Here is a 13,006-nt window from a genome sequence, read left to right as displayed (position 1 = left end):
TGGCATCGCCATGCCGCGTCGGGATAATGAGGCGCAATGTGCCCGTGTATCGGGACGACGCGCCTTGCACCGTGTCGCCTCGTGCATGGCTTTACTGTCAGGAGGCGTCATGACTGAACAGGCTCATCCTTACAAGCCGCGTTACGCGCATGAGTCGGTCGAGGAGCGCTTCGATGAAACGCTGCAGTCGGGATTTTTTAGTCTTGAGCGGCGTCACTATCGGCATCGCCGTTTTGACGGTCGATGGAGCGAGCGGGTCATCCGCGAAGTCCATGTGCGTCACGACGCGGTCGGTGTGCTGCTTTACGATCCGCAGCGTGATTGCGTGGTGCACGTCGAGCAGATACGTGCCGGTGCGTTGGACGATCCGCTCAGCCCCTGGAAGCTGGAGCCCGTGGCGGGGTTGGTCGACGCAGGCGAGACTGGCGCCGAGGTCGCCCGCCGTGAATCCATGGAAGAGGCGGGCTGTGAGATCGGCGAGTTGATCGAACTGTATACGTATTATCCGAGCCCCGGCGCCTGCACCGAGAGGGTCACATTGTTCTGCGGGTTGGTGGATAGCGATGGTGTGGGGGGCGTGCACGGTCTCGAGAGCGAAAACGAAGACATTCAGGTTCACGTACTCACTTTTGCCCAGACCTGGGCACTGCTCGAGCAAGGTGTCATCGATAACGCGATGTCTCTGATCGCGTTGAATTGGCTGGTGCGTGAGCGCGCCTCGCTACGGGCAAGGAGGTAGAGGATGGCGAAAGCGGCATATGTTAACGACCTCAAGTCCCTGCAAGGCGAGTGCACGGCCAACTACCTGCGGCTGAGCCGGCTGCTCGGTGACATGGGCGCCGGAGAAACACGCGAGGTCGCTCTGGCCAGTGAGCATCGCCGCTTTGGCTCGCTGTGGTTGGAAGTGCTCGAATGTGCGCCTTACACCACCATTTGCCGTGTCTCGCAGAGTGGTGTGCTGGACGGCATCATCGAGTCACCGCGCATGCGCGTGCATTTGTATCACGATGCGCGTATGGCGGAAGTTACCGACTTTCAGCGCCAACGGCATTTTCATGGCCGGTATCGCTATCCCAACGCACGCATGCATCAGCCCGACGAAAAACTCCAGCTCAATCGTTTCTTGGGCGAGTGGTTGGAACATGGGTTGGCCCACGGGCTGACCGTGGACGTGCCGGAGCTGCCTTGATGCGCCTGATCCAGATCAGCGATTGTCATCTCTGTGCCAATCCCGAGGCGCGCTCGCGCATCGGGTACCCGCTACGTCAGTTGCGTGCTGTCGTCGCCCAGGCGCGGCGGTTGCGCCCGGATATCGTGCTGGTCAGCGGCGATATCGGCCATGATGAATCCCCGGCCGCGTACCGCCATGCCTTCGAGGTCTTCGCTGAATTCGAGTGCCCATGGTTCTGGATGACCGGCAATCACGACCACCCCGAATTCATGGAGGAGCTGCATCCTTTCCATGATGAACTCGATCTCGGCGAGTGGCGGCTACTGCTGCTGGATTCCCGCGTTCCCGGCCAGGCGGGTGGAGAGTTGGGCCAAGCTGCCTTGCAGGACCTTGCCGCGCGCCTCGAGGAAGACGACCGTCCCACGTTGCTGGCCATGCACCACCCACCGCTGGAAATCGGCTCGGCGTGGATGGATGCGCTGGGCCTGGCGGACCGTGAGGCGCTATGGCAGACGCTGGCCGCCTATGGCCAGGTGCGGGCGGTGCTATGTGGACATATTCACCAGGCCTTTGCGGCACGGCATGGCGACATTGCCGTTTACGGTTGTCCCGCTACTGCCGATCAGTTTCTTCCCCGGCGAGACGATTTCACGCTCGATGAAGCGTCTCGCCCCGGTTTTCGGATCATCGATCTGCAAGGGCAACGGTTGTCGACCTGGGTCGAGCGCGTCGATCCATGACCTGGGGCGTTCTTGCAGCTTTATTCTTTTGTGTACTTAAAAGATAGTTCTTAATTCTTTGACGTTATCATGTGTCTCTGGGTACCGTGAGCGCCATGACGCGTAGAGCGGCGGGCCACGAGCTTCCAGCTTGTCTCAACGACTGTTCCTAAAAACCAAGGTTTTCAGATGTCTGAAATCTCACCCGAACGCCAAACTCATTTGAAGCAGCTTGAGGCGGAGTCGATCCATATCATCCGCGAGGTGGCTGCCGAATTCGCCAACCCGGTGATGTTGTACTCCATCGGCAAGGATTCGTCGGTGATGCTGCACCTGGCGCGCAAGGCGTTCTATCCCGGCACGCCTCCGTTCCCGTTGATGCACGTCAACACCACCTGGAAATTCCGCGAGATGATCGAGTTTCGCGACCGCATGGCGGACGAGGTGGGCATGGAGTTGATCGAGCATATCAACCAGGAAGGCGTCGAGGCGGGCATCAACCCGTTCGATCACGGGAGTGCCAAGCATACCGACATCATGAAAACCCAGGCGCTCAAGCAGGCGCTGGACAAACACGGCTTCGATGCTGCCTTCGGCGGCGCGCGTCGCGACGAGGAAGCCTCGCGCGCCAAAGAGCGCGTCTACTCCTTCCGCGACAAGCATCACCGCTGGGACCCCAAGAACCAGCGTCCGGAGCTGTGGAGCATCTACAACGGCAAGATCAACAAGGGCGAGTCGATCCGCGTCTTCCCGCTTTCCAACTGGACCGAGCTGGATATCTGGCAGTACATCTATCTGGAATCGATCCCCATCGTCCCGTTGTACTACGCCGCCTCGCGCCCGGTGGTCGAGCGCGACGGCACGTGGATCATGGTCGACGATGATCGCATGCCGCTGGAAGACGGCGAGGTCCCCGAGGAGAAGTGGGTGCGTTTCCGTACACTGGGCTGCTACCCGCTTACCGGTGCGGTGGAATCGAAAGCCGACACGTTGCCCGAGATCATCCAGGAAATGCTGCTGACCAAGACCAGCGAACGCTCAGGCCGCGCCATCGATAAGGACCAGGCGGGGTCCATGGAGCGTAAAAAACGCGAAGGGTACTTTTAATGTCACACCAGTCATCGCTGATCGCCGACGATATCGAGTCCTACCTGCAGGAGCATGAGAACAAGGACCTTTTGCGCTTCATTACCTGCGGGAGCGTCGACGACGGCAAGTCGACCCTGATCGGGCGCTTGCTGCACGACTCCAAGATGATCTACGAAGATCAGCTCGCGGCCATCACGCAGGCCTCCAAGACCAGCGGCACCACCGGCGACCAGGTCGACCTGGCGCTGCTCGTCGACGGCTTGCAGTCCGAGCGTGAGCAGGGCATCACCATCGATGTCGCGTACCGGTATTTCTCTACCGACAAGCGCAAGTTCATCATCGCCGACACGCCGGGGCACGAGCAGTACACCCGCAACATGGCCACCGGCGCCTCCACGGCCAGCCTCGCGGTGATCCTGATCGATGCCCGTCACGGCGTGCAGACCCAGACCCGGCGGCACAGCTTCATTGCCGACCTGCTGGGCATCCAGCACCTGGTGATCGCGGTCAACAAGATGGACCTGGTCGACTACTCCCAGGCGCGTTTCGACGAGATCGTCGCCGAGTATCGCGAATTTGCCGCCAAGCTCAACGCGCCGGACATCCACTTCGTGCCGCTGTCCGCGCTGGAAGGCGACAATGTCGTCAATCGTAGCGAGAACATGCCCTGGTACACCGTCGATGGACAACCGGGGACGCCGTTGCTCGAACTGCTCGAGACCGTCGAGGTCGCCCACGACCGGAACCTGACGGATCTGCGGCTGCCGGTACAGTACGTCAACCGCCCGCACCTCGATTTCCGCGGTTACTGCGGCACGCTCGAGGCCGGTATCCTGCGCCCCGGGCAGGCGGTCAAAGTGCTGCCCTCTGGCAAGCACTCCACGGTGTCGCGCATCGTCACCTTCGACGGCGACCTTGAGGTGGCCTATCCGGGGCAGGCGATCACCGTCACCCTTGAGGATGAGATCGACATCTCGCGCGGCGATTGGCTGGTTGCCGCCGACGCTGAGGTGCCGCTGGCGGACGCCTTCGAGGCGGACATCGTGTGGATGCACGACACCGCTCTCGAGACCGGTCGGCTCTACGATCTCAAGCTTTCCACCCGGGATCTGGCCGGCAAGGTGAGCCAGATCGACTACCAGATCGACGTCAACACGCTTGAGCACTACCGTGCCGACAGCCTGGGGCTAAACGCCATCGGCCGCTGCCGCATCGAAGTCGCCGGCACGCTGCCGGTAGACGATTACCGTGTGAGTCCCGGTACCGGTAGCTTCATCGTCATCGATCGACTGACCAACGTCACCGTGGGCGCGGGTATGGTACGTGGTGCGGCCAAAGGCACCGGTACGAGTAATGGCGAGGTGGATTGGCAAGCCTTCGAGATAGAGCTCAATGCCTTGGTCCGTAAGCATTTCCCGCACTGGGAAGCGAAAGACGTCCGCTCGCTATTAGGGCACTGAGCTGCGGTTGCCCGGTGTACTGCATGCCCTTTCCCGACTGCGGGGAAGGGCATTTTTGCATTGGGTTTGGCGCTGAGTGATGTAAGTCCGCGGTATCGAGGTCGCACTCGACCATGAGGCGGCTTATCATGAGTCACTCGTATTCATTGAGGACACGGTGAGGTATGCATAACGTCGATTGGCAGCTTGAGGAAATCGTGACGCAGTTGAGAGCCACGCGCGAAACCTGGCGCGAGCGTCATGGACGCTCGCGCGAGCGTGGCTGTCGTGAACTGCCGTCACGGAGTGCCATTCGTGTCATTACCGACGACTTGATCGGAGCGTTGTTTCCGATGCGTCTCGGCCCTAGTGACCTGCGCCGCGAGAGCGAGGACTTCTACGTCGGCCATACGCTGGATGCCACCCTCAATGCGCTATGCCACGAAGTGTGCCTGGAGCTGAAGTACATCGCCCGGCAATTGGGACACGATGCCGGTGATACCCAGGCGCGTGCGGTGGAGATCGTGCAGGGTTTCGCGGCTGACCTGCCCGAGCTCCGTCGCCGCCTCGATGCCGATGTGATGGCGGCCTACCATGGCGATCCGGCGGCGCGCAGCGTCGATGAGGTGTTGTTGTGCTATCCGGGGGTGCATGCGGTCATCCATCACCGTATCGCCAGCTATTTTTACCAGGAGGATCTTTCGTTGCTGGCGCGGATGATCGCGGAAATCGCGCATTCGGATACGGGCATCGACATCCATCCGGGAGCCACTATCGGCGAGGGTTTCTTCATCGACCATGGCACTGGCGTGGTCATCGGTGAAACCGCGATCATTGGCAATAACGTGCGTCTCTATCAGGCCGTGACGCTTGGGGCCAAGCGCTTTCCATCGGATGAGCGCGGCCATCTGGAAAAAGGCCTGCCGCGCCACCCCATCGTCGAGGACGATGTGGTCGTCTACGCCGGGGCGACCATTTTGGGGCGGATCACCATCGGCAAGGGCTCGATCATTGGGGGCAACGTGTGGCTCACGCGTAGTGTGGAGCCGGGCAGCAACGTGACTCAGGCCAACCTGCAAAGCGGGCCGTGTCCGTAAGACTAAGAGAGCCAGTCTATATTGCGACGCGCGGTTTCGGCCGCGCGTCGTCGTTTGTGAAAGCGCCTCTTTTCCCGCTGATACCTCTTACCTTTTATTTCTCATTAGCCCGCTAACGTGTCGTCAGCGGCGTCCAAGGTCGGTATAGTGTGCGCGCTTATCAGGCTTGGATGACATATGTATAAAGATTCCGTGACCGTTTCGCGTTGGCAGCACTGGCGCGAAATGAACCGTCAACTGTGGCGGCTAGGGCTCATCGGGGCAGTGACCCTGACCTTGATGCGTGTCTTGCTGTGGCAACTGAACGCGCCGTCTTCCCTGGAAGTGCCGGGTGTCGAGATATTTCAGGCCTTCTGGATGGGATTACGCTTCGACGCCAAGATCATGGCGATTCTCCTGGGGCCATGGCTGGTGGTGGCGACGGCGCTGCTACCCTTGCCGCGGGTTTTTATAGCGGGCTGGCGTCGCCTATGGCCAGTCTGGGCCATTGCCATCATGGTGTTGATCAATCTCTTGGCGTTGATCAATCATTTCTTCTTCACCTTTTATCAGGGCCCGATCAACTCGCTGATATTCGGGTTGTTCGAAGACGATACCCAGGCGGTACTGGAAACGATCTGGAGTGATTATCCCTTTTTCTCCTTGCTGATTGCCTTGACCGGCATGACGGGAATCCAAGTCGCCTTGATGCGGCACGGCCACCGACAAGAACGGCGTCGGCTAGGCTGGCGTCGGGCCACCTTGTTGGTGGTCGTTTCCTGGGTGGCGTTGATTGGGTTGGGGCGTGGCACTCTGGGGACCTTTCCCTTGCGCGAGATGCACATGGCGGTGTCGTCGAGTGCCTTTGTCAACGATTTGGTGCCCAGTGGACCGCAGGCGCTTTATCTCGCCTGGAAGGAGCGTCAGGTCAATCAGATTGGCGACGATCCTCAGTCGGGCTTGGCGCGTTATGGATTCAGCTCGCCCATGGCGGCGGCAGAAGTGCTCGGTTGGTCGCAGGCCGATACTCCGCAGGCGGTTTTCGACCACATGACCGAGACGACTCCCGCGCGATCCGCTGAAAAAGATAAACCGCCGCATGTCGTGTTCAGTTTGATGGAGAGCTGGGGGCGTCACCCGCTGGATTTCGACGACGCCGAAGACAACGATCTGCTGGGCCACTTGCGTCCCTGGATGCAGGAAAAGGCAGATTATTTCCCGCATGCACTATCGGCCGAGAACGGCACGCATCCCTCCCTGGAGGGGCTACTGTTCGACACGCCGATCAGCCCGTTGACGCAAAGTCGTTATGGCTATCGTCAGTATTCGACGTCGACGGTGTTGCCTTATGAGCGCGCGGGTTATCACACTGTCTTTTTGACCTCGGGCTCGGCGCAGTGGCGTAATCTCGATGGTGCACTCAAGCGCCAAGGCTTCGACGAGGTGCTGGGAGAGAGCGCGATACGCGAGCGCTTCCCTGATGCCGAGGGTAGCACCTGGGGACTCTTCGATGAGTGGATGTTCCGTTATGGCGAAGAGCTTCTGAAAGAGGCCGAGGCCAACGACGAGAAGCTGATGCTGGTGATGCTCTCGATCACCAATCATCCGCCGTACAAGATTCCGGAAGACTACGAACCCGCACCCTTGGATGTCTCGCGGCTGGGCGATGAGCTGGCCGTCTCGCCCGAGTTTGGTACCTCGATCCTCGAGACCTATCAATATGCCAATGACAGCATGGGGCGGTTTCTCGACCGTCTCGACGCGGATGGATTGATGGATCATACGCTGTTCGCGGCGACCGGCGATCACAATACCCGCTCCCTCATGCAGTACCCCGACGCGCATGATTTGTTCGATCAATTCGGTGTGCCGGTGCTGATGTGGGTGCCTCCGGCCTATCGGGGTGATGGCGAGGCGCAGGTCGAGGACTGGACCAGCCATCGGGATATTTTCCCGACACTCTGGGCGCATTCGCTTTCCGACGTGCAGGTGCCGTGGATGGGGCGCGATCTGTATACGCCGCAAGCATCGCCGATGGCACTGACATTCAACCATCAGGATGGCGGGCAGGGTGTCATGGTCAGCGAGGCGGGTGCGGTGACGAGTCTCACCGATCCTACCTACTATCGTTGGTCGAACGACTCACCTGACTTGGAGGATCGCGCGTTGGCGGCCACGGCGTCGCCGTCACGCGCCTTGGAGGATCAGGCGCAGCGTGCCCAGGCGCGCATGGCACTGGAAGACTGGCGCATTCGGCGTGAGGCCTTGCAGGCCGACACGCCCGAGACCGATTGACGTCAAGGCGTGGCGTCCGGCGCTTTCGAGAGAGGTGTCTCCGCCGTCGGCGGGGTCACCTGAACCCTGAGTACATGGCGTACCGCCGACGTCACGTTGGTGCAGCGTGCATCAGCGTTCATCCACCACACGCGATCACAGCACGCGAGACTCGCGTCGCACTGGCTGACGACCGGTACGATGCACAGGCGGTGGCGCCGTGAGGCGGCGCCTAGATCGGCTAATAGACGCTGCTCTTCCATCGGTGCCAGAGGCTCAAGGTCTAGGAGCAGAATGCCGTTATCGCGCCGCTGCCGGAATGGGCAATGGGGCGCCGCCGCGACTTGGCACAGCGAGCGCGCGATCATCGCGCGTTGAGCATTCGCCGGGTCGAGTTCTCCCAGGCGTTGGTCGCCCAGAGCCTGTAGATCGAGCGCGGCGAGCGCCGTTTCCACTGCAAGCGGAAGGCAGGGCGGCGAACTGGCGCCGTGTTGCGTGACGCGTGAGCAACTCTCCAGCAGTCCCAGTCCGACCAGATCGCGTACGCGCCAATCGGCCAGGCTTTGCGGCGGTGCGACGACATGCGCGATGCGTTGGGCGCGGTAGGTGCTGGGCCAGCAGTGCAGAGGTTGTCCGTCGAGGCATATGCTACCGCGCGTGGGTCGGTAGAGACCGGCGAGCAAGCCGATCAGGGTACTCTTGCCGGCGCCATGCGGCCCGCAGATGCCGAGTAGTTCGCCTGGTACCAGACGATCGGTGAAGGGCAGCAGGCGCGGCGTTCCCTCGAGGGCCGTATTGAAGAGCGACAGCATGATAGGCCTCCTACGACATCGATAATGATAAACATTATCGTTCGCATGCCGAGGGAGAGCAAGCCAAATAAGCGCCAGTCGAATGCAAACGTCAACGGATACAAGTGTCAGACGAATACAAGCGTTAGTCGAATACAAGTGTTAGTCGAATACAAGTGTTAGTCGAATATAGGCATCACTCGGGCTTGCGCGCCACCAGCACGGCACGCCGTGGCGCCGGATAGCCTTCGAGAGTCAACGTCGAATCCTCGGGATCGAGAAAGTCGGCCAACGACTGGAACGTCATCCACGTGGTGCTGCGCTGTTCTTCCATCGATGTCGGGGCCTCATCGACGACTCGTACGTCCTCGAAGCCACAACGCTCGAGCCAGTGGGATAGCGCTGCCGACGAGGGCAAGAAGTATACGTTGGGCATGGCCGCATAGCGCTCGCCGGGCATGAAAACCGTATTCGCGTCACCTTCGACGACCAGGGTCTCGAGGACGAGTTCGCCGCCGGGGCACAGCGTATCGCGCAGTTGCGCTAGATGCTCGAGTGGGGAGGAGCGGTGGTAGAGCACGCCCATCGAGAAGGTGGTGTCGAACGCCTCGAGTTGCGGGGGGACGTCCTCGATACCGACCGGCAGGAAATGCGTGCGCCATGCGTCGGCATCTCCCACGAAATGGCGTATGGCCTGAAATTGGTAATAGAAGCGTGGCGACGGGTCGATGACTAGCACAAACGCCGCGCCGGCGCCGGCCATGCGCCAAGCGTGGTAGCCGTTGCCGCCGCCGACATCCAGCACGCGGCGTCCCTCGAGCGGGGATAGATGCGGTGCGACGCGCTGCCATTTCCAATCCGAACGCCATTCGGTGTCGATGTGGAGTCCGCCCAACACATAGGGCCCTTTGCGCCAGGGCATCAACTTGCGCAGCAGGTTCTCGCATTGGCGTTGGCGGCTGTCGTCGAGCGCGACATCGACCCGCACGCTGTCCTGGTCGAGGGCGACATCACGCGACTCGGGCAGCGCCGGGAGTTTGGCGACGGCCTTTTCCCAAGCGGGCAGGTCGCCGAAGCGTCGACGGTCCAGGCCGTTGGCAAGCTGGTCTGGCAAGCGAGCGACCCATTCGGTCAGGCCGTGGTCGAGGAAGGCATCGAAGAGCGCACGTTGAGTGCGGTCGAGCGGGAAGCGATCAGGCATCCTTGAAGGCCACCATCGAGGCGAAATTGAGATACTGAAACCAGGTGTTGACGCGTGTAAAGCCGGCGGTACGCAGTCGGTCGTGATGCGCTTCGAGGGTATCCGGTACCAGCACGTTTTCCAGCGCGGTGCGCTTCTGGCTGATTTCCATGTCGCTATAGCCGTTGGCGCGCTTGAAATCGTGGTAGCGTTCCACCAGCCAGGCGTTTTCCTGCTCGTCGGGCAGCACGATCTTTTCCGAGAGCACTAGCACACCGCCGGGTTCCAGAGCGTTGTACAGGTGCTCGATGACCGCTCGTCGGTCTTCCGGGGGCAAGAATTGTAACGTGAAGTTGAGCACGATCATGCCGGCGGGTCGGTAATCGATGTGCCGGATATCGCCTTCGATGATATCGATGCGATGATCGGGGCATTCTTCACTGAGTGTTTCGCGCGCTCGGGCGACCATCGTCGGTGACAGGTCGACCCCGGTCAGGGTGAAGGCCTCCGGCGGTAGGCGCCCGGCGAGTGCCAGGCTCACTGCGCCCAGTGAGCAGCCCAGGTCGTAGACATGTGCGCCGAAGCGCAGATGGCGTTCGGCGATCAAGCCCAGCATGCCCAGTATCTGGCCATAGCCGGGTACCGAGCGACGAATCATGTCGGGGAAGCAGGCGACGACCTGTTCGTCGAAGGAAAAGTTAGCCACCCGGTCGAGGGGTGTCGAAAAGATCGCGTCACGGTAAGATGCGTCACTCATGAGGCACTCATCGAGTCGAGGCGTGGCGGGGCCACAGGGAATGGCGCATTGTACGCGCCGCGCCGGGGCTGTGCATCTGCAGGGCCATTAGCGAGCTTGTCAAGGAGAGTACGAGTCATGACCCAGTCAACCATGATCCACCATTCGCCGGCCTGGCAAAAGCTCGCCGCGCATGCCGACGAGATGCGTAACGTGCATCTCAAGAGCTTGTTCACCGAGCATTCCGGTCGTCATGCGCGTTTCACGCGACGCGGGGTAGGGCTGACGCTGGATCTGTCCAAACATCGCTGGCGTGACGAGACGCTTGCGATGCTGCTCGAGCTGGCCCGCGAGGCGGATCTCGAGGGCGCCATCGCGCGTTTGCAAAACGGCGAACGGGTCAATCTCTCCGAGGATCGCCCGGCCTTGCATACCGCCTTGCGTCTGCCCCCCGAGGCTAGCCTGGTGGTCGAAGGCGAGGATGTCGTGCCCGATGTCCACGAGACGCTGGCCCGCATGCAGGCGATGGTCGAAAAATGCCACGCCGGGCAATGGCGTGGCGCCACGGGACGGCCGATCACCGACGTGGTGAACCTGGGCGTCGGCGGCTCCGATCTGGGGCCTTTGATGGTGACCCACGCCCTGGCCGATTATCGCCCGCGTGACGTGCATCAGGTCGATATTCATTTCGCCTCGACCATGGACGGCTCGCAACTCGCCGACTACCTGACCCGGTTCAATCCTGCCACCACGCTGTTCGTGCTGTCATCGAAGTCGTTTACCACCATCGATACGCTGTCCAACGCCTCGACCGCGCGTGACTGGTTGATGACGCGCTTGGCCGACGGCGGTCAAGATACCGAGATGAGCGAGTTGGTGATGCGCCAGCATTTCATCGGTGTCTCGGCCAAGCCCGAGCGCATGAGCGAGTGGGGCATCGATCCGCGCCATCAGTTGCGTTTCTGGGAATGGGTTGGCGGTCGTTATTCGCTCTGGGGGGCGATTGGCTTGCCTATCGCGTTGGCGGTGGGCATGGACAACTTCCGCGAGCTGCTGGCGGGTGCTCACGACATGGACCGCCATTTTCGTGAGACACCGCTCGAGGACAACCTGCCGGTGCTGCTGGCCTTGGCGGGCATCTGGAACGTTAACTTCCTGGATGTGCGTGCGCACTCGATCCTGCCCTATGACGGCCGCCTCGAATACTTCGCCAGCTATCTCGAGCAACTGGAGATGGAGTCCAACGGCAAATCGGTCACCAACGACGGTGAGATCACGCCGTATTCCACCTGCCCGGTGTTGTGGGGACAGCTTGGTCCCAATGCGCAACATGCCTTCTATCAGTTACTTCACCAGGGCACGCAGGCGGTGGAGTGCGATTTCATCGCTCCGGTGCGACGTTATGATCGGGTCGAAGATCCGGCCACTCGAGCGCATCTCAAGGCCCAGCACCGTTTGACGCTGGCTAACTGCATCGCCCAGTCGCGGGTCTTGATGTTGGGTGACGAAGCTCTCCCCAGTGATGTGCCGCGTCCGAGCCATAAACGTTACCGTGGCAACCAGCCTTCGACCACGTTGCTGCTCGATCGGCTGACGCCACGGTCATTGGGCGCGTTGATCGCCCTCTACGAGCACAAGGTGTTCGCGCAAGCCACTCTCTGGGACATCAATCCTTTCGACCAGTGGGGCGTGGAGCTAGGCAAGCAGATCGCCTCCGAAACCGAACAGATTCTGGCCTCACGGCGCGGTGCCGAGACGCTGGATGATTCCAGCCGGGGCCTGCTCGATGTTGTATGGCAAGCACAGGATGGGACATGATACTGGCTGTTTGTACAGGTTGTGCGGTATGCTGACGACGCCCGTGGCCAATATGGCGCCCGTGGCTAATACGACGCCCGTGGCCAATATTCTGTATCTGCACGGTTTCAACAGTGGCGCGGCATCACCCAAGGCGCGCTTGATCGCGGCGACCTGTGAGCGTCTGGCGAGCGAAGATGTGGTATCCCCTCGGTGTGTCACGCCGCAGTTGCCGCATCGCCCCGATGACGCCTTGGCATGCGCCGAGCGCGAGTTGCATGCCCTGGGCGATGACACCTTGCTGATCGGCAGTTCGATGGGTGGCTTTCTAGCCACCTGCCTGGCCGAACGCTTCGGGTTGCGCGCGGTGTTGATCAACCCTGCGGTACGGCCGGCACGATTGGTGACGCAGTGGATGGGCGCGCCGTTGGAAAACCCTTATACCCATGAGCGCTTCACCATCGATGAGCGCCATGGCGAAGCGCTCGAGGCAATGACGCCTACTGCCGTCATCGACCCGAGCCGTTATCAAGTGTTGCTGGGCAGCGCCGATGAAACCCTGGACTGTCGCGATGCACTGGCATTCTATGCCGGTGCCTCGATGATCGTGCATCCCGGCGGCGACCATGGTTTCAGTGCCCTGGCCGATTATTTGCCGGCCATCTTCGCGCATGGTGGTTGGGCGCTGCCCGCACGATCGTACGCGCGCTCTGACGAACTCACTTAATGGACAA

At 61.1% G+C, this 13,006-nt stretch carries 12 protein-coding genes; 9 read left to right on the top strand and 3 right to left on the bottom strand.

Annotated features, from left to right (window positions below):
- Window positions 1–109 precede the first annotated feature (109 nt).
- The 7 genes from SR908_RS03450 (at window position 110) to SR908_RS03420 (ending at window position 7,789) form a co-directional block, all read left to right on the top strand.
- Window positions 110–739, top strand: coding sequence for an NUDIX domain-containing protein (locus tag SR908_RS03450; protein WP_246920351.1), 630 nt, complete (start codon window positions 110–112; stop codon window positions 737–739).
- 3 nt (window positions 740–742) lie between these two features.
- A complete protein-coding gene (locus SR908_RS03445; RefSeq protein WP_097023901.1) occupies window positions 743–1,189 on the top strand; it encodes a DUF1249 domain-containing protein in 447 nt (148 codons plus the stop codon).
- A complete protein-coding gene (locus SR908_RS03440; RefSeq protein WP_097023902.1) occupies window positions 1,189–1,911 on the top strand; it encodes a phosphodiesterase in 723 nt (240 codons plus the stop codon). The genes SR908_RS03445 and SR908_RS03440 overlap by 1 nt, the downstream gene beginning before the upstream one ends.
- A gap of 168 nt (window positions 1,912–2,079) precedes the next feature.
- Window positions 2,080–2,997 (top strand): sulfate adenylyltransferase subunit CysD, encoded by a 918-nt coding sequence (gene cysD, locus SR908_RS03435; RefSeq protein ID WP_246920354.1) that lies wholly within the window; start codon window positions 2,080–2,082, stop codon window positions 2,995–2,997.
- Entirely contained in the window at window positions 2,997–4,439 is a 1,443-nt protein-coding gene (cysN, locus tag SR908_RS03430) for a sulfate adenylyltransferase subunit CysN (protein WP_246920356.1), read from the top strand. Before cysD ends, cysN begins: the two co-directional genes overlap by 1 nt.
- A gap of 164 nt (window positions 4,440–4,603) precedes the next feature.
- Window positions 4,604–5,515 (top strand): serine O-acetyltransferase EpsC, encoded by a 912-nt coding sequence (gene epsC / locus SR908_RS03425; protein ID WP_075368983.1) that lies wholly within the window; start codon window positions 4,604–4,606, stop codon window positions 5,513–5,515.
- 177 nt (window positions 5,516–5,692) lie between these two features.
- Window positions 5,693–7,789 (top strand): LTA synthase family protein, encoded by a 2,097-nt coding sequence (locus tag SR908_RS03420; protein ID WP_246920359.1) that lies wholly within the window; start codon window positions 5,693–5,695, stop codon window positions 7,787–7,789.
- A 2-nt stretch (window positions 7,790–7,791) separates the two neighbouring features.
- Here the strand turns inward: SR908_RS03420 and SR908_RS03415 are convergent, their stop codons facing one another.
- The 3 genes from SR908_RS03415 to cmoA form a co-directional block, all read right to left on the bottom strand.
- Window positions 7,792–8,580: an ATP-binding cassette domain-containing protein gene (locus SR908_RS03415; protein ID WP_246920360.1), complete on the bottom strand. Its 789-nt coding sequence runs from the start codon at window positions 8,578–8,580 to the stop codon at window positions 7,792–7,794.
- Between the two features lie 175 nt (window positions 8,581–8,755).
- Window positions 8,756–9,760 carry a tRNA 5-methoxyuridine(34)/uridine 5-oxyacetic acid(34) synthase CmoB gene (cmoB, locus tag SR908_RS03410; protein WP_246920362.1) on the bottom strand — a complete coding sequence of 335 codons (1,005 nt, stop codon included), beginning with the start codon at window positions 9,758–9,760 and terminating at the stop codon, window positions 8,756–8,758.
- Window positions 9,753–10,496: a carboxy-S-adenosyl-L-methionine synthase CmoA gene (gene cmoA / locus SR908_RS03405; RefSeq protein WP_246920364.1), complete on the bottom strand. Its 744-nt coding sequence runs from the start codon at window positions 10,494–10,496 to the stop codon at window positions 9,753–9,755. The genes cmoB and cmoA overlap by 8 nt, the downstream gene beginning before the upstream one ends.
- A 117-nt stretch (window positions 10,497–10,613) precedes the next feature.
- Between cmoA and pgi the strand changes: the two genes are divergently transcribed.
- Entirely contained in the window at window positions 10,614–12,293 is a 1,680-nt protein-coding gene (gene pgi / locus SR908_RS03400) for a glucose-6-phosphate isomerase (protein ID WP_246920368.1), read from the top strand.
- Window positions 12,294–12,321: 28 nt separating this feature from the next.
- Window positions 12,322–12,999: a YqiA/YcfP family alpha/beta fold hydrolase gene (locus SR908_RS03395; RefSeq protein WP_246920372.1), complete on the top strand. Its 678-nt coding sequence runs from the start codon at window positions 12,322–12,324 to the stop codon at window positions 12,997–12,999.
- Window positions 13,000–13,006 lie beyond the last annotated feature (7 nt).

It is taken from the genome of Chromohalobacter canadensis (assembly GCF_034479555.1).
In the GTDB taxonomy this organism is placed as follows: domain Bacteria; phylum Pseudomonadota; class Gammaproteobacteria; order Pseudomonadales; family Halomonadaceae; genus Chromohalobacter; species Chromohalobacter canadensis.
Note: the sequence above shows the minus strand (reverse complement) of the source record. Positions and strands in the feature narration are given on the sequence as shown.

What these genes read in the sequence shown, in the direction of transcription:
- SR908_RS03395 (WP_246920372.1), top strand. Translation starts at nt 12,322, where the DNA reads ATGCTGACGACGCCCGTGGCCAATATGGCGCCCGTGGCTAATACGACG.
- SR908_RS03445 (WP_097023901.1), top strand. Translation starts at nt 743, where the DNA reads ATGGCGAAAGCGGCATATGTTAACGACCTCAAGTCCCTGCAAGGCGAG.
- cmoA (WP_246920364.1), bottom strand. Translation starts at nt 10,496, where the DNA reads ATGAGTGACGCATCTTACCGTGACGCGATCTTTTCGACACCCCTCGAC.
- cysD (WP_246920354.1), top strand. Translation starts at nt 2,080, where the DNA reads ATGTCTGAAATCTCACCCGAACGCCAAACTCATTTGAAGCAGCTTGAG.
- SR908_RS03420 (WP_246920359.1), top strand. Translation starts at nt 5,693, where the DNA reads ATGTATAAAGATTCCGTGACCGTTTCGCGTTGGCAGCACTGGCGCGAA.
- pgi (WP_246920368.1), top strand. Translation starts at nt 10,614, where the DNA reads ATGACCCAGTCAACCATGATCCACCATTCGCCGGCCTGGCAAAAGCTC.
- SR908_RS03450 (WP_246920351.1), top strand. Translation starts at nt 110, where the DNA reads ATGACTGAACAGGCTCATCCTTACAAGCCGCGTTACGCGCATGAGTCG.
- cysN (WP_246920356.1), top strand. Translation starts at nt 2,997, where the DNA reads ATGTCACACCAGTCATCGCTGATCGCCGACGATATCGAGTCCTACCTG.
- cmoB (WP_246920362.1), bottom strand. Translation starts at nt 9,760, where the DNA reads ATGCCTGATCGCTTCCCGCTCGACCGCACTCAACGTGCGCTCTTCGAT.
- SR908_RS03415 (WP_246920360.1), bottom strand. Translation starts at nt 8,580, where the DNA reads ATGCTGTCGCTCTTCAATACGGCCCTCGAGGGAACGCCGCGCCTGCTG.
- epsC (WP_075368983.1), top strand. Translation starts at nt 4,604, where the DNA reads ATGCATAACGTCGATTGGCAGCTTGAGGAAATCGTGACGCAGTTGAGA.
- SR908_RS03440 (WP_097023902.1), top strand. Translation starts at nt 1,189, where the DNA reads ATGCGCCTGATCCAGATCAGCGATTGTCATCTCTGTGCCAATCCCGAG.